The following is a 17,560-nucleotide window of genomic DNA, read 5'->3' as shown; positions in this document are numbered from 1 at the left end:
TGAATGGTCCGGCTGCAAGGTCGGACCATTTGCACCGAGAGGTTAAATGCCGCGTTTACAGCATTGGCATAGCCTTGGCCGCGTCACTGGATGAGGAGGACCGCCATGGCACATGACGCGACTGTCGAACAGCTGCATTACATCAGCAGCGTTGCAGGCCGCTATACGCTGGGCGACCGACCACAAATCCCGGGGGTCAATATCCTGGCCTGCCGGCTGCGCGCCATTTCGGAGCGCTCGCTGATCGCGGCGGCGCCGGTGGCGGGCTCAGTGGGCGATGCAATCACCCTGCGCTTTGCGCCGTTCGGCACGCTGCGCGGCCATATCGCCCGGCATGTGGCCGATGGCTTCGTTGTGGTGCTGGACCAGACCGCAGAAGCTCAGGCAGCGCTGGCCAGGCGCATCGGGCAGTTTCAGCATCGGCGGTGGACCGGGATGACCGACAAGCGGGCGGAAAAGCGCTTTATGCCGGCCGAGCCGCGCTCGGTGCTGATCCGCAACAATCGCGAGATGCTACCCTGCCTGGTGGTGGATTATTCAGCCTGCGGCGCAGCCGTGTCGGCGCAGGTGCAGCCGGAGCTGGGCGAGCGGGTGATGGTCGGGCAGGTGGAGGCTGACGTGGTGCGGCTGTTCGATGTCGGCTTTGCCGTGCATTTCGCCGAACCACAGGCGGTCGACGATATCGAGAGCCTGTTGGAATCGCCGCAGGAATGGCGGCTGGCGGTGGCCGTGCTGCCGCCCAGGACTGCCGATGGCGACGACATTATCGAATTCGCCGATCTGATCGGTTTCAGCGACTGAGGACGCTGCGCCGGCCAGTTGGCGGGTCATATACGGAGCGCCAGATGCAGAAAGGGCCCCTTGCGGGGCCCTTTCGTCGTTTCATACCAGGCGATTAGGCCGAGTAGTACATTTCGTATTCGACCGGATGCGGGGTGTGCTCGAACTTGACCACTTCCTGCATCTTGAGCTCGATGTAGCTGTCGATGAAATCGTCGTCCATGACGCCGCCGACTTTGAGGAACTCGCGGTTCTTGTCGAGGTTTTCCAGGGCTTCACGCAGCGAACCGCAAACGGTCGGGATTTCCTTGAGCTCTTCCTTGGGCAGCTCGTAGAGGTCCTTGTCCATCGGATCGCCGGGGTGGATCTTGTTCTTGATGCCGTCCAGGCCAGCCATCAGCAGCGCGGTGAACGCCAGGTAGGGGTTCGCCAGCGGATCGGGGAAGCGGACTTCGACGCGCTTGGCCTTCGGCGACTGGCCGAAGGGGATACGGCAGGAGGCCGAACGGTTGCGAGCCGAATAGGCCAGCAGCACGGGGGCTTCGAAGCCGGGCACCAGGCGCTTGTAGCTGTTGGTGGTCGGGTTGGTGAAGGCGTTGATGGCCTTGGCATGCTTGATCACGCCGCCGATGTAGTACAGGCAGTCCATCGACAGGCCAGCATACTGGTCACCGGCGAACAGCGGCTTGCCGTCCTTCCAGATCGACTGGTGGCAGTGCATGCCCGAGCCATTGTCGCCATAGACGGGCTTGGGCATGAAGGTTGCCGACTTGCCATAGGCATTGGCGACCTGCTGGATGACATACTTGTAGATCAGCACGTCGTCGGCCGACTTGATCATCGGCTGGAACTTGATGCCGAGCTCGTGCTGGGCGGACGCCACTTCGTGGTGGTGCTTTTCAATGACGACGCCCATCTGGCCCATGGCCTCGAGCATTTCGCCGCGCATGTCCTGGGCGCTGTCCAGCGGGGGAACCGGGAAGTAGCCCTTCTTGAGGCCGATGTGGTGGCCGTTGTTGCCGCCTTCGTACTCGCTGTCGTTGTTGATCGGCAGTTCGGAGTGATCGACCGAGAAACCGACCTTGTAGGTGGTGTTGGAATACTTCACGTCGTCGAAGATGAAGAATTCGGGCTCGGGGCCGAACACGACCGCGTCGCCGATGCCGGACGACTTGACCAGGGCTTCAGCCTTCTTGGCGATCGAGCGCGGGTCGCGGTTGTAGGGCTGGTAGGTGGCGGGCTCGAGAATGTCGCAGTTGATCGCGAGGGTCGAGGCCGAGAAGAAGGGGTCGATATAGGCCGAGTTCGGATCGGGCATCAGCACCATGTCGGACTCGTTGATGGCCTTCCAGCCGGCGATGGAGGAACCGTCAAACATGACGCCTTCCTCAAACATGTCGGCATCGACCACGGACGCGTCCATGGTGACGTGCTGCAGCTTGCCGCGCAGATCGGTGAAGCGCACGTCGAGATACTTGATGTTCTCGTCCTTCATGCGCTGAACGATATCGGCTCCGGTGGTCATGAGGTCTTCCCCTGTCTAATTCGGAATGCTTGTTGGTCGGAACGGCGGGACGCCTGGGTCATATACCCTAGAGTGCGTCGTCGCCGAATTCTCCAGTACGGATGCGGATGGCCTGCTCGATCGAGTAAACGAAGATCTTGCCATCGCCAATGCGACCGGTTTGCGCGGCGCTGCGAATGGCCTCAATGGCCTTTTCTGCCAGGGCGTCGGGGCACACAACCTCGACCTTCACCTTGGGCAGGAAATCCACGACATATTCCGCGCCGCGATAGAGTTCGGTATGGCCCTTCTGGCGTCCAAAGCCTTTGGCTTCGGTCACGGTGATGCCCTGGAGCCCGACTTCCTGCAGTGCTTCTTTGACTTCGTCGAGCTTGAACGGCTTTACGATAGCCTCGATTTTCTTCATTTGAGCCTCCCGGGTCTATCTGCACACATACCGCAAACGGGTATGCACGGCCTGTGCCAGCTGAATTGGCGGCGTAATTGCCTTTTTCTTTCAACGCGTTAGCGGTAGTTGCCCGAGGCGGGGTCCGACTGTATCGGGCGGCCGATGATCATTTAATAGGCAAACTGCGTTCAAATTAGGCAAAACACTGATCTCAGTCCCGCCCTGCGCGGCAGTTTCGCCGTTACATTGTGCAGAGCTGTGCAGGGGCAGATTAATCCGCGCCCAAAGCGGTTGCGAAAGGGCAGGGGCATTCGGCGCAAATCGCTCAGCAAGGCTTTGACTGGCTTTCCGTCTTCATATAGATGCAACGCCAACCCGGCCAACGGGTCCCCTGCGGGTGTGGCGGAACTGGTAGACGCACTGGATTTAGGTTCCAGCGCCGCAAGGCGTGGAGGTTCGAGTCCTCTCACCCGCACCACACTGGGCCCTGGCCCCCTGATCAATGAATACGGGATTGAACCGAATGCAGGTTACCGAAACCCTCAATGAAGGCCTGAAGCGCAAGTTGAGCGTCACCATTCCGGCCGCCGACCTCAATACGCGCCTGAGCGCCAAGCTCGAAGAGCTCAAGGGCCAGGCCAACATCAAGGGCTTCCGTCCCGGCAAGGTTCCGCTGGCGCACATCAAGAAGATGTTCGGCCGCTCGGCGATGTCCGAAGTGATGACCGACGCGATCAATTCCACCGTCTCCGAGACGCTGGATAGCCGCAGCGAGCGCGCTGCCGCCCAGCCCAAGGTTGACCTGCCCGACGATCAGGCCGTGATCAACGACGTGCTCGACGGCAAGGCTGACCTGGCTTTTGAAGTCGAATATGAAGTTCTGCCCCCCGTCGCGCTGATGGACCTCAAGGGCGTGCCGCTGACCAAGCCGGTCGTGGCCATCACCGAGGACGAAGTCACCGCTGAAGTGAACCGCGTGTTCGCCCAGAACCGCGGCTACACCGACAAGGGCGATGGCGCCGTGGTCGAAAATGGCGATCGCCTGGGTCTGTCGTTTGTCGGCAAGATCGACGGCGTGGCCTTTGATGGCGGCACCTCCGACCATGCCCACCTGACCGTTGGCTCGGGTGAATTCATCCCCGGCTTCGAAGAGCAGCTGGTTGGCATGAAGAAGGGTGAGCCGCGCGAAGTGAAGGTGACCTTCCCCAAGGATTACCAGAACGCCGAGCTGGCCGGTAAGGAAGCCACGTTCGACGTGACCGTGCTGCATATCGACGGCCCCAATGCCGGCGAACTGGATGATGAATTCGCCCAGCGCCTCGGCGTCGAGAACGTCCAGGCCATGCGCGACGCCGTCAAGGCCCAGATGGAAGCCGCTCTTGGCTCCATGAGCCGCCAGCACATGAAGCGCCAGGTCCTCGATGCCCTGGACGATGGCCACAAGTTCGACGTACCCGCCCAGCTGGTCGAGGCCGAGTTCGCCACGATCTGGCAGCGCGTCGAGCATGAAGTGCAGAGCCATGGCCGCTCGTTCGAAGACGAAGGCACCACCGAGGAAGCTGCGCGCGAGCAGTATCGCTCGATCGCCGAGCGCCGCGTCCGCCTGGGCCTGGTTGTTGCCGAGATCGGCAACCAGAACGAAGTCAACGTGACCGAGGAAGAGCATCAGCAGGCGCTGATCGCCGAGGTCCGCCGCTTCCCGGGCCAGGAACAGCAGGTTTACGACTATTACCGCAAGAACCCCCAGGCCCTGGCTGGCCTGCGCGCGCCGGTGTTCGAGAACAAGGTCGTCGACTTTGTCATCGACCAGGGCAAGATCACCGAGAAGGCCATGGGCCGCGAAGAACTCGCCAAGCTCATCCAGGCCGACGAGGACGAGGTTCCCGAAGAGCATCACCACTAAGATGTCTCGCCTTTGAATAGGAAGCCGCCCAGAATTGGGCGGCTTTTTCGTTTCTAGTCCCTGGCATTCTGTTTCCATTGCGAGTTTTCATGGCCCCCACCAGCATCGACATTCTCCTCACGCCCCAGCAGATGGCCCAGGCCGACCGCCTGGCCATGGAGGCGGGCACGCGCGGGCTCAAGCTGATGGAGGCAGCCGGCAAGGCCGTCGCCGAGGCGGTGATCGAGCGCTATTACCAGCGCTCGGTACTGGTGCTGTGTGGGCCGGGCAATAATGGCGGCGACGGCTTTGTGGTGGCGCGGCTGCTCAAGGACAAGGGCTGGCCGGTGCAGGTGCGCCTGGTGGGCGAGATGAGCGCGCTCAAGGGCGATGCCGCGGCCATGGCGGCGCAGTGGAGCGGCCGCGTGGTGGCGCCGAGCCTGCAGGACATCGAGGACGCCGATCTGGTGATCGATGCGCTGCTGGGCGCCGGGCTCGACCGCGACGTCGACGGGGAGATGGCCGAGATCATTGCGGCGGTGAACGCCAGCACACGGCCGGTCGTCGCCATCGATGTGCCCAGCGGGCTGGACGGGGCACTGGGCCAGCCGCGCGGCGTGGCCATGATCGCCGAAATGACGGTGACCTTTTTCCGCCTCAAGCCCGGCCATCTGCTGCAGCCGGGTCGCGACCTCTGCGGCGAGGTGGTGCTGGCCGATATCGGCATCGGCCAGGAGGTGCTCGAGACTATCGGCGCCAGCGCCTGGCAGAATAGCGCGAGCCTGTGGACGCTGCCCGCGGCCGAGACGGGCGGCAACAAATTCCACCGTGGCCATTGCATTGTCGTCTCTGGCGGGGCGCTGCAGACCGGCGCCGCGCGGCTGGCGGCCATGGGGGCCTTCCGCGTCGGGGCGGGGCTGGTGTCGCTGGCCGGCTCGGAAGAGGCTCTGCTGGTGCACGCGGCCCATGTGACGGCCGTCATGCTCAAGCCCGTCGAGGCGCCCGAGGATCTGGTGGACTTGCTCAGCGACAGCCGCATCACCGCGGTGGTGATCGGGCCGGCGGCCGGCATCGGCGAGCAGACGCGCGCAGCGGTGCTCAGCGTACTCGAATCGGGTGCAGCGGCGGTGGTGGATGCTGATGGGCTCACCAGCTTTGCCGGTTCTGCCGAGGTGTTTTTTGCTGCCGTGAAGGCGGCCGAGCAGCCGGTGGTGATCACCCCGCATGAGGGCGAGTTCGAGCGGCTGTTCGGCATGGTGGCGGGTAGCAAGCTGGAGCGCGCCCGCGCCGCCGCAGCTCAGAGCGGCGCCATTGTGGTGCTCAAGGGCAGCGATACGGTGATTGCCAGCCCCGATGGGCGTGCTGCCATCAATGCCAATGCGCCGGCCTGGCTGGGGACGGCCGGTTCGGGCGATGTGCTGGCCGGCATGATTGCCGGATTGATGGGGCAGGGCATGGAGGGCTGGGAAGCCGCCTGCGCTGGTGTATGGATCCATGCCGAGGCCGCCAATCGCTTTGGCGGCCCGGGGCTGATCAGTGAAGACCTGCCGCTTCTGGTGCCCGGCGTGCTGGCGAGCCTTTAGTCCCAGCGCACCATCAGCTTTTCCAGCCCGTGGAAGTGGTAGACGTCGTTGTAGCGTGGGGCTTCGGCGAGGCGCAGCCTGGGCAGGCGACGGAAGAGTTCGCTGAGCGCTACCTGGAGCTCGATGCGGGCCAGCGGCGCACCGATGCAGAAGTGGATGCCGGCGCCGAAGCTGACATTGAGGCCGTCCGTGCGGAAGGGATCGAAGCGGTCGGCATTGGCAAAGCGGGCTGGGTCGCGATTGGCGGCGCCCAGCATCAGGCCGACGACATCGCCCTTGCGCAGATGAATGCCCTCAAATTCGAGATCGCTCAGGGCATAGCGGGTGAACAGGTGCAGCGGCGCATCAAAGCGCAGGCATTCTTCCACTGTCGCCTCAGTCTGCTCGGGGGAGCTGAAAAGCGTAACCGGATCGATACCGCTTTCCAGGATCGATTTGACCCCATTGCCGGTAGTATGGACGGTGGCCTCATGGCCGGCATTGAGCAGCAGGATGGCGGTGGACATGACCTCGTCGTCACTGAGCCGGTCACCGCCGCGGTCTGAGGTCAGCATGTGGCTGAGCAGGTCTTCGCGCGGCTGCTTGCGGCGCTCGGCGATAATCGCGGCCAGATAGTCCATGAAATCCTGCGAGGCCTGGTTGGCGTCCAGTTCGGTCTCATGGCTGACCCCGAACATATACATGGCCACCATGCGATTGGACCAGGCAAGCAGTTGCGGCGCGCTCTCGGCTGGCAGGCCGATCATTTCAGCGATGATGATGGCCGGGATGGGCGCGGCAAAGGCCTTGATGAGGTCAACGCTGGCCTCGCCCTCGAAGCCGTCGATGACCTCGTTGGCCAGCTTGACGATGCGCGGGCGCAACTGCTCGACATGGCGGGACACAAAGGCGCGGTTGACCAGGGTGCGCAGGCGCGTATGGGCTGGCGGCTCAAGATTGAGCAGGGAGTGCTTCTCGGTCAGGTCAAAGGCAGCGGTGTGCGCCTTGGGTTCGGGCAGGCCGATTTCCTCACGCGTCGCCACGTGCAGAATCTCGCGGCCGAAGCGCTTGTCGCGCAGCAGGGCGTTGACCTCCTTGAAGCCGGCAAAGCACCAATGCCCATACTGTTCCCAATAGAAGTTGGGCGCGCTGGCGTGGCGCTCGGCATAAAAGCCATAGGGGTTCTGGAAGAAGGCCGGGTCGCGCGGGTCGGCGCTGGCGCGGCGCTGGGCGGGAACGTCGGTGATCGGCTTGATCTGGAGAATGGCGGCCATGGTGGTCCAAGCAGGTAGGGTTCTGATACCATAGGGGCCGGAAGCGGCGTTGCAACTGCTGTTGCGCAAGGCGTGCAATTGGCCACACAGAAATAGTCGATCGGGCGCGGGCCGGTTCGTCGGGAGCGTGTCCAACACCGGAGACCCGACCATGAAGTTCCTTTGCCTCGTGCATTTCGAACCCGATGCCTTTGCCGGGCTCAGCCCGCAGGAGATGGCCCGCATCGACGACGCCACCATTGCGCATGACCACAAGCTGCGGGACGGCGGGCATTTGCTGATCGCCTCGCCGCTGATGGCGCCAGAGGAGAGCGTCAACATCGACCGGCGTACCCGCATGAAGATGGAGCGCCTCGACGGTCCCTTTGCGGAAGCCAAGGAAATGGTGGGCGGCTTTGTGCTGATCGAGGCGGCCGATATGGCCGAGGCAGTGGCGCTGTTCGATGATGACCCGATCGCGGCCTATGCCCGGGTCGAAATCCGGCCGCTGATGGTTGAGCATCGGCACAGCGAAACCGGGGTTGCCCGGCCGGATTTCGAGGCGCGGTAAGCCAAGGGCGCCATTTTGGAGCCGGCATACGGCGGTCAGGCCAGCGCGCCGCCGCCGCATTGCCGTCAAAAGGGCTTGGCAAGGCGGCTGCAATCATGTCTTGAAGGCGGCCAAACGACCAAGGACCTTGCCATGAGCGACATCACCGTTTCCCAGGCGATCGATGCGATCTACGCCTCGATCAAGAACAACAACGAAGACATCGACCTGCATATCGCTGCGCTCAAGGCGGCCATGGCGCGCGAAGGCGTTAGCGAAGCCGTGTTCGAGCCGGGCAAGTTGGCCCAGCCCAATCGCCAGGGCCGCAAGATCATGCAGTCCTATTTCAAGAAGAAGGGCGTGACGGTCGGCTTCACGGCCTAGACCGTTGCCAGCTGCTGGCGCCGCATAGCGCGCAGCAGCAGTCCACTGAACAGCACGGCATTGAACATGGGGAAGGCCGATACGCTCAGCGGGAGAACGCCCGTTGCCGTATAGTAGAGGCCTACGCCCAGATCGACCAATTGGATGCCCCCCATGGCCTGCAGCCAGAGAGGATCAACCTGCTGGCGTCGGGCCAGCACGACCAGCACAACGCCAAACGCCAGGAAGCGCGCGGCGAGCATGCCGATCAGGTAGAATCCGTATGCGGGCACAGCGTTGAGGCCCATGGCCTGGATGAAATATCCGGGTGCGAGCAGGGTCAGCAGGCCAAGGGCGAGCTGTGAGACTGCAATAAGCAGCAGGACGATGCGGAGATAGGTCATTGTTGTGCCTTTCGGTCGTTGATTGCCGAAGGCTAGATTGCTAGCTATATAAAAGTAAGTAGTTACAAAAAGTATAGCGCAAAATGCTGGATCCGAAAGCCGACTGCGCCTCCGATTGCCCGGTTGCGGAAGCCGCCGGTGTTCTTGACGGCAAATGGACGACATTGATCTTCCGCGAGTTGCTCGGTGGTACCAAGCGGTACAGCCAGTTGCAGCGCGCTATCGCGGGGATCAGCCCGCGCATGCTGGCGACGCGGCTGCACGATCTGGAAGCTCGCGGATTGATTGCAAAGACCATCTATCCAACCGTTCCACCCAAGACGGAGTACACGCTGACAGCGCTCGGGCATTCGGTGGAGCCGGTGATTGCGGCGATGGCCCAGTTTGGCGTTCAGTTGCAGCAACGGGCAATTAACCCCACGCATGGAGAATGATCACCGTGACGTTGCCCCTATTGAAGCGGGGGCGATTGCCGCCTATCTGTGCTTTTACCGCGCGTTAAGGCGGCATGGTCTGCAATCGGCCAGTACCGCTGATTCGAATTCGACATGATTGCGCTGGTCCGGGCACTCGCCCCGGTCACTGATCGTGTCCCAAACAACGACACCGCTCGCCCGGTCCGCGACCTGGCACAGCAAAGGGGCATTCCATGCGGGATCCGCACGATACTTATATGAACACCCTCGTTCCCATGGTGGTGGAGCAATCCAACCGTGGCGAGCGTGCCTTCGACATCTATTCGCGCCTGCTGCGCGAGCGCATCATTTTTGTGACCAGCGTTGTCGAGGACAACATGGCCTCGCTGATCGTGGCGCAGCTGCTGTTCCTCGAATCAGAGAATCCGAAAAAGGAAATCTCGCTGTACATCAACTCGCCTGGCGGTGTTGTGACGGCGGGCCTGTCGATCTACGACACCATGCAGTTCATCCGCGCACCGGTCGCCACCATGGTGATGGGGCAGGCGGCCTCGATGGGTTCGCTGCTGCTGGCAGCCGGCGAAGCCGGCATGCGCACCGCGCTGCCCAACGCCCGCGTGATGGTGCACCAGCCGTCCGGCGGCTTCCAGGGTCAGGTCACCGATATCCTGATTCATGCCAAGGAAGTCGAGGGTTTGAAGCGCCGTCTTAATCAGATCTATGAGAAGCACACCGGCCGCACCTACGAGGAAATCGAGAACGCTCTCGAGCGCGATCGCTTCCTGTCGCCCGAGGAAGCCAAGACCTTTGGCCTGATCGACAACGTGTGGGACAAGCGCGTCGTTCCGGAGACCGCGAGCTGATTGGGCCCGCGTTAAGCACATTGCTGACGCGCCGTGGACTGTGATCCCTGCGCGATTGCACCGAGCCGGATCGATCTTTAGGATCGGTTCGGCTTAGACTTTCTTTAGGCTCAAGCGATACCGTCAGGGAATGGCTTGGTTTTGGAGGCGCTCTGCCTCCGGGAGTAACAGGATGTCCAAAGAGACAACGAACGGCGAAACCTCAAAGAACACGCTTTATTGCTCGTTCTGCGGGAAATCCCAGCATGAGGTTCGCAAGCTGATCGCCGGCCCGACCGTCTTCATCTGTGATGAATGCGTCGAGCTGTGCATGGACATCATCCGCGAAGAGAACAAGACCTCAATGGTCAAGTCCTCCGATGGCGTGCCGACACCTGCCGATATCTGCAAGGTGCTCGACGACTACGTCATCGGCCAGTTCCGCGCCAAGCGCGTGCTCTCCGTGGCCGTCCACAACCACTACAAGCGTCTGCACCACGCGACCAAGAACCAGGATGTGGAGCTGAGCAAGTCCAACATCCTGCTGATCGGGCCGACCGGTTCGGGCAAGACGCTGCTGGCCCAGACGCTGGCGCGCATTCTGGATGTGCCGTTCACCATGGCTGATGCCACCACGCTGACCGAAGCCGGCTATGTCGGTGAGGACGTGGAAAACATCATCCTCAAGCTGCTGCAGGCCGCCGACTACAATGTCGAGAAGGCCCAGCGCGGCATCGTCTATATCGACGAAGTCGACAAGATCAGCCGCAAGTCCGACAACCCGTCGATCACCCGTGACGTTTCGGGCGAAGGCGTGCAGCAGGCCCTGCTCAAGATCATGGAAGGCACCGTGGCTTCCGTTCCGCCCCAGGGCGGCCGCAAGCATCCGCAGCAGGAGTTCCTGCAGGTGGACACGACCAATATCCTGTTCATCTGCGGCGGCGCCTTTGCTGGTCTGGAAAAGATCATCTCGGCCCGTGGCGAAGGCTCGGGCATCGGCTTTGGCGCCACCGTCAAGGACCCCAACGACCGTCGCGTGGGCCAGATCCTGGCCGATGTGGCGCCCGAGGACCTGGTGCGTTTCGGCCTGATTCCGGAATTCATCGGCCGCCTGCCTGTGCTGGCGACGCTGGAAGACCTGGACATTGCAGCGCTGATCGAAATCCTGACGTCTCCGAAGAACGCCCTGGTGCGCCAGTACCAGCGACTGTTCCAGATGGAAGAGGTCGAGCTGACGTTCCACGAAGACGCCCTCAAGGCGATCGCGGAAAAGGCCATCGAGCGCAAGACCGGCGCCCGCGGCCTGCGGTCGATCATGGAAGGCATCCTGCTCGACACCATGTATGACCTGCCATCGCTCGAAGGCGTGGAAGAGGTGGTGATCTCGGCCGAAGTGGTGAATGGCAAGGACGTGCGTCCGCTGTACATCTATTCGGAACGCAAAAAGGAAGACCTGCCCGCCGGGGCATAAGGTTTTCGTCGGATTGAATTGAAAGCGCCGGGCCCTTGGGTCCGGCGTTTTTGTTTTTGGGGGATCTGATAGTCAACCGCCGCGAGGGCCGCGTCAGGCGGCCTGTTGCGGCTGGGGGCCGATATAGACCGACATGGGGCGGATGAGGCGGCCGGTTTCGGCCTGTTCGCGGGCGTGGGCGATCCAGCCGCCGGTGCGGCCCATGGCAAAGACGCAGGTGAAGGCGTCGCGCGGGAAGCCGAGGGCCTCGAGCAGTAGCGCAGTGTAGAACTCCACATTGGTGTCCAGCGCCCGCTCGGGCTTGCGTTCGCGCAGCACGGCGAGGGCTGCGGCCTCGACCGCTTCGGCCAGGGCCAGGCGCTTGGGATCGATGGCGCCCGAGCTGGCCAGGAGACGCACTGCGCCCTTGAGCGCATCGGCGCGCGGGTCGCGCACGCGATAGACGCGGTGGCCGAAGCCCATCAACCGGTCGCCGCCGTCGAGCGCGGCTTCCAGCCAGGCGCGGGCATTGGCGGGCGTGCCGACACCGTCGAGCATGTCGAGCACCGGGCCGGGCGCCCCGCCATGCAGCGGGCCCTTGAGGGCACTGAGCGCGGCCAGCACGGATGAGGCGAGACCGGCCTTGGTGGAGGCGACCACGCGGGCGGCAAAGGTCGAGGCGTTGAGGCCATGGTCAGCGACCGTGACCAGATAGCGGTCGAGCGCGGCGGTCTGCTGCGGGCTGGGCAGGGCGCCATGCAGCATGCGCAGCGTATCGGCGGCGTGGGTGAGGCTGGCATCGGGCGCCAGCGGCGCCTGGCCCGCCCGCAGGCGCAGGAGGGCCGTGGTGAACACGGCGGGGCCGGCCACCAGTTGCAGAGCGGTATCGCGGTCCTCGCCGTCGCCCAGCCGGGCCAGCAGGGCCCGCATGGCATCGACCGGCGGCAGGGCGAGCAGGGCAGAATCGGCGGCAGCGACATGGGCAAAGACGGCGACGCGGGCCTGGCCCAGCGCCCGTGTCAGATCGTCGGCCTCGGCGAAGAAGCCGCCAAACAGCAGCGCCAGCACATCCTCATAGCGGCTGCGGCTCACCAGCTCGTCCAGCGATCGGCCGCGCACGATCAGGCGCCCGTTCTTGCCGTCAACATCGGACAGCACCGTCTGGGCGGCGATCACATCTTCCAGACCAGAGTTCATGGTCATCTCCTGTGGTTGTTGCGCGGCAAAGTAGGAGCATTTACATTGACGTCAATCTTGACCAATTGGATCAATGTATCGCCATGGACTGGTTGACTGCCGCCGAGGCGCTGGCGCTGCTGGGGACGCAGCCCCAGACGCTCTATGCCAATGTCAGCCGCGGCCGCATCAAGGCGCGGCGCGACCCGGCCGACAGCCGCAAGAGCCTCTATCGCGGTGACGACGTACGCCGACTGGCGACGCGGGCCGCCGGCCGCAAGAAGCAGGAGGCGGTGGCGGCGGCGGCCATCGACTGGGGCGAGCCGGTGCTGCCGACGCGGCTCTCCACGGTTCAGGGCGGGCGGTTGCTCTATCGCGGAATGGATGCCGTGGTGCTGGCCGAGACGGCGACGCTAGAAAGTGCTGCCGATCTGCTATGGCAGATGCGGTGCCAATTGCGCGATTCAGCTAACCAAGTGACAGGGTACGGGTTACGCGGTGCGTTCCTGGCGCTGGCGACGGGGGCGGCAGAGCCGGTGGGGCAAGTGCTGGGGCCGGCTGCGTTGGGTCAGCAGGCGGGCGCCGTACTGGGGGCGGTCGCCGGGTCGCTGTGTGGTCCCGGCGATGCGGCCATGCCGCTGCATGCGCGGCTGGCGCAGCGCTGGCAGCGGCCGGAGGCTGCCGACATCATCCGCCGCAGCCTGGTGCTGCTGGCCGACCATGAGCTCAATGCCTCGACCTTTGCGGCGCGGGTGGCGGTCTCTACCGGGGCGTCGCTGTGGGCCGGGGCGCTGGCCGGGTTGGCGACGCTCAATGGTCCCCGGCACGGCCTGGCGTCGCGCAGCGTGACGGCGCTCGCCGAAGACATCGGCACCGAGGCTGAAAGAGCCGAGGGGGCGCTGCGCGACTGGCTGGGCGAGGGGCGCGCCGTGCCTGGCATGGGCCATCCGCTCTATCCTGAGGGCGATATCCGCTGCGCGGCCTTGCTCGATTGCTTCAGCCTGCCGCCGGCCTTCGTGGCTTTTCGGGCGGCGGCAGAAGCCATTACTGGGGATGCACCCAATGTCGACTTCGCCCTGGCAGCACTGGCGCAGGCCTATGGTCTGCCGGACGAGGCGCCGCTGGTGCTGTTTGCCCTGGCGCGCAGCGTGGGCTGGCTGGCGCATGGCATCGAGCAGGCCGGCAGCGGCCAGCTGATCCGGCCCCGGGCGCAGTATGTCGGCCCGGGCGCTGGGGGCTAGACGGCGGTCGGCGCCTCGCTGATGCCGTCCTGCACGGTCTGTCTCGGCATGATCTGCCGGCCGAACAGGCTCGCCGCCAGATCGACCAGCAGGCGGGCGCTCATGCCCGCGTGATCGAGATAGGGGTTGAGCTCGACGATATCGAGCGAGCCCAGCGCGCCGCTGTCATGGATCATCTCCATGGCCAGATGCGCCTCGCGGAAGGTCAGGCCGCCCGCCACCGGCGTGCCGGCGCCGGGGGCAATGGCCGGGTCGACCGCGTCGACATCCAGACTCACATGCAGATGCGCCCCGGCCGCCGTCACCTTGGCCAGCACGTCGCGCATCAGGGCCACCACGCCCATTTCGTCGATCTGGCGCATGTCGATGACGGTGACGCCGCGGCGCTCCAGCAATTGCCGCTCGGGCCGGTCGATAGAGCGGGCGCCAAAGACCGTAACGTTGCGCGGGTCCACGACATCGCGCCAGGGCCCATTGTAGTCGGGGCCGAAGTCCGGTTCGCCGCAGAGCAGGGCCAGCGGCATGCCGTGGATATTGCCGGTCTCCGAACTGGCCGGGGTATTGAAATCGCCATGGGCATCGACCCAGAGCACGTGCAGCGGCCGACCATTGGCCCGGCAATGGGCCGCTACGCCAGCCAGCGTGCCGATGGAGAGGCTATGGTCGCCTCCGATGAAGGCGGGCAGGGCGCCGCTGGCAAGGCTCTCCAGCCCCCTTGTATGGCTCTGTGCGGCCATGGCCAGCACGGTGACCAGACGCTCGTCAGGCGTGGCTGCGCGCTCGCCGGCGGCGGCAATGCCAGCGGCCAGGTCGCCATGGTCAGTGACCGCGTGGTCCAACGCCGCCAGCGTGTCGGCCAGGCCCGCCACACGCATGGCCGCCGGTCCCATGCCGCAGCCGCGCACCGAGGCGCCGGCTGAAGTCGGGATGCCGAAGAGGTCGATGCGGCGCGGTCTGCTCATGCTGATATCCTTGTGTCTGGGCCCGATGATCACCAAATGCGGCGGCGGGGCAAGGCTGTTCCTGCGCCCGATTTGTGCCGCTGTCGCGACAGGCGTTGGCAGTGCCCCGCATGCAGTGTGCAGCCAAGGCACATGGCTGTTCCTGGCCCCTGGAACATATCTTGTGTGCACTGTCACATTAACCGTCACTTTTACCGGGAGGTTGACTTGCAGCGGCCCCGGGGGGACCTATTTATTAACCGGAATCAGCCCAGCCTTGATGTTTGGAGCTGTCTACTACGGGCGCGCACCTCACCTTTCCTCCGCGCGCCCCGGAAAGGATACGAGATGACGGACGTCAATCCCACAGGCGGCGAATCCAGCCGGGATCGCGTTTACCCAGTGCTTCCGCTGCGCGATATCGTCGTTTTCCCCGGCATGATCGTGCCGCTGTTCGTGGGCCGTGAAAAATCGGTCAAGGCGCTTGAAGAGGTCATGCGCGACGACAAGCACATTCTTGTTGTGACGCAGAAGAATGCGCAGGACGATGATCCTGCGCCCGACCAGATCTATGAAACTGGCACCATTGCCACGGTTCTGCAGCTGCTCAAGCTGCCCGACGGCACCGTCAAGGTGTTGGTCGAGGGGCTGAACCGCGCGACCATTGATCGCTATCTGCAGACCGTGGACTATTTCGAGGCGGAAGCCTCGCCCTTGCCCGAGCCGGTGGAAGATGCCACCGAGGTCGAGGCGCTGTCGCGTTCGGCGGTCAATGAGTTCGAGAACTACGTCAAGCTGAACAAGAAGATCTCGGCCGAGGTCGTTGCGGCTGTCGGCCAGATCGAGAACGCATCCAAGCTCTCCGACACCATTGCCAGCCATCTGGTGATCAAGATCCACGAGAAGGAAGATTTGCTGTCCACCGTGTCGGTGGTGGAGCGCTTCCAGAAGATTCTTGGCCTGATGGAAGGCGAGATCGGCGTGCTGCAGGTGGAAAAGCGCATCCGTAGCCGCGTCAAGCGGCAGATGGAAAAGACGCAGCGCGAATACTATCTCAACGAGCAGATGAAGGCGATCCAGAAGGAACTGGGTGACGGCGAAGAGGGCTCCAACGAGATCCAAGAGATCGAGGAGCGCATCGCCAAGACCCGGTTGAGCAAGGAAGCCAAGGCCAAGGCGGAAGCCGAGCTGAAAAAGCTCAAGGCCATGAGCCCGATGTCGGCCGAAGCCACGGTGGTGCGTAACTATCTTGATACGCTTCTGGGCCTGCCCTGGGGCAAGAAGAGCAAGGTCAAGCGTGACCTGGTCCTGGCCGAGAAGGTTCTGGATGAGGATCACTATGGCCTCGAAAAGGTCAAGGAACGCATCCTCGAGTATTTGGCCGTGCAGGGTCGTACCGGCACGCTCAAGGGGCCGATCCTCTGCCTCGTTGGTCCTCCGGGCGTCGGCAAGACCTCGCTGGGCAAGTCGATCGCTAAGGCGACAGGCCGCGAGTTCGTGCGCATGGCGCTGGGCGGGGTGCGGGACGAAGCCGAAATCCGTGGCCACCGCCGCACCTATATCGGCTCGATGCCCGGCAAGGTGATCCAGTCGCTCAAGAAGGTGGGCAAGTCCAACCCGCTGTTCCTGCTCGACGAAATCGACAAGATGGGCCAGGACTTCCGTGGCGATCCCTCTTCGGCGCTGCTTGAGGTGCTGGATCCGGAACAGAACCACACCTTCGCCGATCACTATCTCGAGGTCGATTATGACCTCAGCGACGTGATGTTCGTGACCACCTCGAACACCCTGAACATTCCCGGCCCGCTGATGGACCGCATGGAGATCATTCGCCTGTCCGGCTATACCGAGCAGGAGAAGCACGCGATCGCCAAGCAGCACCTGATCCCGGAAACGCTCAAGGAAAACGGGCTGGCCCATGGCGAGTTCGAGCTGAGCGATGCGATGCTGACCGCCTTGATCCAGCGCTACACCCGTGAAGCGGGCGTGCGTAACCTCAAGCGCGAGATCAGCAAGCTGATGCGCAAGGCCGTGACCGAGATCGTCAAGACCAAGGTCAAGACCGTGGTCATCGACGAAGAGAAGCTGACCAAGTTCCTGGGCGCCGACATCTACACCCATGGTGAGATCGAAGCCGAGGCGCAGGTTGGCCTGGTGACGGGGCTGGCCTGGACATCGGTGGGTGGCGAGCTGCTGACCATCGAAGGCGTGATGACGCCGGGCAAGGGCCGCATGACGGTCACCGGCAACATCAAGGAAGTCATGAAGGAATCGCTGACTGCCGCGACGGCCTATGTCCGCTCCAAGTCGATCGATTTCGGTATCAAGCCGCCGATGTTCGACACGCGCGACATCCATGTCCACCTGCCCGAAGGCGCCACCCCCAAGGATGGTCCGTCGGCTGGTATTGGCCTGGCCACGGCAATCGTCTCGGTGATGACCGGTATCCCGGTGCGCAATGATGTCGCCATGACCGGCGAGATCACGCTGCGGGGCAGGGTGCTGCCCATCGGCGGCCTCAAGGAGAAGCTGCTTGCGGCCCTCCGCGGTGGCATCAAGACCGTGCTGATCCCGGCCGAGAACGTCCGCGACCTCGCCGAGATCCCCGATATCGTCAAGGACGGCATGGAGATCGTGCCGGTGAGCCGCATGGACCAGGTGATCGAGCGCGCCCTGGTGCGCAAGCCCGAGCCCATCGAATGGAACTTCGATGAAGCCACACCCGCCGTCTCCACCACGGTGGAAGCGGCCGGCGAAGACACCACCACCGGCCTGCCGCACTAAGCA

At 63.7% G+C, this 17,560-nt stretch carries 16 protein-coding genes and 1 tRNA gene; 11 read left to right on the top strand and 6 right to left on the bottom strand.

The window, feature by feature from the left end; all coding sequences use genetic code 11:
- Positions 1 to 105 precede the first annotated feature (105 nt).
- Positions 106 to 801 carry a hypothetical protein gene (locus E8M79_RS11745; RefSeq protein ID WP_137152076.1) on the top strand — a complete coding sequence of 232 codons (696 nt, stop codon included), beginning with the start codon at positions 106 to 108 and terminating at the stop codon, positions 799 to 801.
- 94 nt (positions 802 to 895) lie between these two features.
- On the opposite strand, the gene glnA is transcribed toward E8M79_RS11745, so the two are convergent.
- Positions 896 to 2,305: a type I glutamate--ammonia ligase gene (gene glnA / locus E8M79_RS11740; RefSeq protein ID WP_137152075.1), complete on the bottom strand. Its 1,410-nt coding sequence runs from the start codon at positions 2,303 to 2,305 to the stop codon at positions 896 to 898.
- 67 nt (positions 2,306 to 2,372) lie between these two features.
- Complete coding sequence (locus tag E8M79_RS11735; RefSeq protein WP_137152074.1) at positions 2,373 to 2,711, bottom strand: P-II family nitrogen regulator; 339 nt, start codon at positions 2,709 to 2,711, stop codon at positions 2,373 to 2,375.
- A 375-nt stretch (positions 2,712 to 3,086) separates the two neighbouring features.
- Between E8M79_RS11735 and E8M79_RS11730 the strand changes: the two genes are divergently transcribed.
- The 3 genes from E8M79_RS11730 to E8M79_RS11720 all read left to right on the top strand — a co-directional run bounded on the left by E8M79_RS11730 (position 3,087) and on the right by E8M79_RS11720 (position 6,158).
- Positions 3,087 to 3,171, top strand: a tRNA-Leu gene (locus E8M79_RS11730).
- A 45-nt stretch (positions 3,172 to 3,216) separates the two neighbouring features.
- The gene (tig, locus tag E8M79_RS11725; RefSeq protein WP_137152073.1) at positions 3,217 to 4,596 is read left to right on the top strand and encodes a trigger factor; all 1,380 of its coding nucleotides are present in this window, start codon (positions 3,217 to 3,219) and stop codon (positions 4,594 to 4,596) included.
- A gap of 89 nt (positions 4,597 to 4,685) precedes the next feature.
- Positions 4,686 to 6,158, top strand: coding sequence for an NAD(P)H-hydrate dehydratase (locus E8M79_RS11720; RefSeq protein WP_137152072.1), 1,473 nt, complete (start codon positions 4,686 to 4,688; stop codon positions 6,156 to 6,158).
- On the opposite strand, the gene E8M79_RS11715 is transcribed toward E8M79_RS11720, so the two are convergent.
- Positions 6,155 to 7,411: a cytochrome P450 gene (locus E8M79_RS11715; protein ID WP_137152071.1), complete on the bottom strand. Its 1,257-nt coding sequence runs from the start codon at positions 7,409 to 7,411 to the stop codon at positions 6,155 to 6,157. The genes E8M79_RS11720 and E8M79_RS11715 overlap by 4 nt on opposite strands.
- A gap of 151 nt (positions 7,412 to 7,562) precedes the next feature.
- Between E8M79_RS11715 and E8M79_RS11710 the strand changes: the two genes are divergently transcribed.
- Together E8M79_RS11710 and E8M79_RS11705 are read left to right on the top strand one after the other, a co-directional pair.
- Positions 7,563 to 7,961 (top strand): YciI family protein, encoded by a 399-nt coding sequence (locus tag E8M79_RS11710; protein ID WP_137152070.1) that lies wholly within the window; start codon positions 7,563 to 7,565, stop codon positions 7,959 to 7,961.
- A 132-nt stretch (positions 7,962 to 8,093) separates the two neighbouring features.
- The gene (locus E8M79_RS11705) at positions 8,094 to 8,324 is read left to right on the top strand and encodes a hypothetical protein (RefSeq protein ID WP_137152069.1); all 231 of its coding nucleotides are present in this window, start codon (positions 8,094 to 8,096) and stop codon (positions 8,322 to 8,324) included.
- Here E8M79_RS11705 and E8M79_RS11700 read toward each other — a convergent pair.
- Positions 8,321 to 8,707: a hypothetical protein gene (locus tag E8M79_RS11700; protein WP_137152068.1), complete on the bottom strand. Its 387-nt coding sequence runs from the start codon at positions 8,705 to 8,707 to the stop codon at positions 8,321 to 8,323. The two genes, E8M79_RS11705 and E8M79_RS11700, sit on opposite strands and share 4 nt — an antisense overlap.
- Before the next feature lie 83 nt (positions 8,708 to 8,790).
- Between E8M79_RS11700 and E8M79_RS11695 the strand changes: the two genes are divergently transcribed.
- The 3 genes from E8M79_RS11695 to clpX all read left to right on the top strand — a co-directional run bounded on the left by E8M79_RS11695 (position 8,791) and on the right by clpX (position 11,436).
- On the top strand, positions 8,791 to 9,141 hold the full coding sequence (locus tag E8M79_RS11695) for a helix-turn-helix domain-containing protein (RefSeq protein WP_137152067.1): 351 nt from the start codon (positions 8,791 to 8,793) through the stop codon (positions 9,139 to 9,141).
- A gap of 215 nt (positions 9,142 to 9,356) precedes the next feature.
- Positions 9,357 to 9,986: an ATP-dependent Clp protease proteolytic subunit gene (locus tag E8M79_RS11690; RefSeq protein ID WP_137152066.1), complete on the top strand. Its 630-nt coding sequence runs from the start codon at positions 9,357 to 9,359 to the stop codon at positions 9,984 to 9,986.
- 172 nt (positions 9,987 to 10,158) lie between these two features.
- Positions 10,159 to 11,436 (top strand): ATP-dependent Clp protease ATP-binding subunit ClpX, encoded by a 1,278-nt coding sequence (gene clpX / locus E8M79_RS11685; protein ID WP_137152065.1) that lies wholly within the window; start codon positions 10,159 to 10,161, stop codon positions 11,434 to 11,436.
- Positions 11,437 to 11,529: 93 nt separating this feature from the next.
- On the opposite strand, the gene E8M79_RS11680 is transcribed toward clpX, so the two are convergent.
- Positions 11,530 to 12,612 (bottom strand): citrate synthase/methylcitrate synthase, encoded by a 1,083-nt coding sequence (locus E8M79_RS11680; protein WP_137152064.1) that lies wholly within the window; start codon positions 12,610 to 12,612, stop codon positions 11,530 to 11,532.
- A gap of 83 nt (positions 12,613 to 12,695) precedes the next feature.
- Here E8M79_RS11680 and E8M79_RS11675 point away from each other — a divergent pair, with 83 nt between their 5' ends.
- Positions 12,696 to 13,832, top strand: coding sequence for a citrate synthase (locus E8M79_RS11675; RefSeq protein WP_137152063.1), 1,137 nt, complete (start codon positions 12,696 to 12,698; stop codon positions 13,830 to 13,832).
- Here the strand turns inward: E8M79_RS11675 and rocF are convergent.
- The gene (rocF, locus tag E8M79_RS11670) at positions 13,829 to 14,794 is read right to left on the bottom strand and encodes an arginase (protein ID WP_137152062.1); all 966 of its coding nucleotides are present in this window, start codon (positions 14,792 to 14,794) and stop codon (positions 13,829 to 13,831) included. The genes E8M79_RS11675 and rocF overlap by 4 nt on opposite strands.
- Positions 14,795 to 15,121: 327 nt before the next feature.
- On the opposite strand from rocF, the gene lon reads away from it, so the two are divergent.
- A complete protein-coding gene (gene lon, locus E8M79_RS11665; protein ID WP_137152061.1) occupies positions 15,122 to 17,557 on the top strand; it encodes an endopeptidase La in 2,436 nt (811 codons plus the stop codon).
- The last annotated feature ends 3 nt before the right edge of the window (positions 17,558 to 17,560 follow it).

Origin of the sequence: Devosia sp. FKR38 (assembly GCF_005222805.1) — a bacterium.
In the GTDB taxonomy this organism is placed as follows: Bacteria; Pseudomonadota; Alphaproteobacteria; order Rhizobiales; family Devosiaceae; genus Devosia.
This window is presented reverse-complemented; position numbering and strand designations above follow the sequence as displayed.

Excerpts from the sequence above, each read along its gene's own strand:
- E8M79_RS11715 (WP_137152071.1), bottom strand. The coding sequence starts at position 7,411 with ATGGCCGCCATTCTCCAGATCAAGCCGATCACCGACGTTCCCGCCCAG.
- E8M79_RS11735 (WP_137152074.1), bottom strand. The coding sequence starts at position 2,711 with ATGAAGAAAATCGAGGCTATCGTAAAGCCGTTCAAGCTCGACGAAGTC.
- E8M79_RS11745 (WP_137152076.1), top strand. The coding sequence starts at position 106 with ATGGCACATGACGCGACTGTCGAACAGCTGCATTACATCAGCAGCGTT.
- glnA (WP_137152075.1), bottom strand. The coding sequence starts at position 2,305 with ATGACCACCGGAGCCGATATCGTTCAGCGCATGAAGGACGAGAACATC.
- E8M79_RS11680 (WP_137152064.1), bottom strand. The coding sequence starts at position 12,612 with ATGAACTCTGGTCTGGAAGATGTGATCGCCGCCCAGACGGTGCTGTCC.
- E8M79_RS11720 (WP_137152072.1), top strand. The coding sequence starts at position 4,686 with ATGGCCCCCACCAGCATCGACATTCTCCTCACGCCCCAGCAGATGGCC.
- E8M79_RS11695 (WP_137152067.1), top strand. The coding sequence starts at position 8,791 with ATGCTGGATCCGAAAGCCGACTGCGCCTCCGATTGCCCGGTTGCGGAA.
- lon (WP_137152061.1), top strand. The coding sequence starts at position 15,122 with ATGACGGACGTCAATCCCACAGGCGGCGAATCCAGCCGGGATCGCGTT.
- clpX (WP_137152065.1), top strand. The coding sequence starts at position 10,159 with ATGTCCAAAGAGACAACGAACGGCGAAACCTCAAAGAACACGCTTTAT.
- tig (WP_137152073.1), top strand. The coding sequence starts at position 3,217 with ATGCAGGTTACCGAAACCCTCAATGAAGGCCTGAAGCGCAAGTTGAGC.
- E8M79_RS11705 (WP_137152069.1), top strand. The coding sequence starts at position 8,094 with ATGAGCGACATCACCGTTTCCCAGGCGATCGATGCGATCTACGCCTCG.
- E8M79_RS11710 (WP_137152070.1), top strand. The coding sequence starts at position 7,563 with ATGAAGTTCCTTTGCCTCGTGCATTTCGAACCCGATGCCTTTGCCGGG.
- E8M79_RS11700 (WP_137152068.1), bottom strand. The coding sequence starts at position 8,707 with ATGACCTATCTCCGCATCGTCCTGCTGCTTATTGCAGTCTCACAGCTC.
- E8M79_RS11690 (WP_137152066.1), top strand. The coding sequence starts at position 9,357 with ATGCGGGATCCGCACGATACTTATATGAACACCCTCGTTCCCATGGTG.
- rocF (WP_137152062.1), bottom strand. The coding sequence starts at position 14,794 with ATGAGCAGACCGCGCCGCATCGACCTCTTCGGCATCCCGACTTCAGCC.
- E8M79_RS11675 (WP_137152063.1), top strand. The coding sequence starts at position 12,696 with ATGGACTGGTTGACTGCCGCCGAGGCGCTGGCGCTGCTGGGGACGCAG.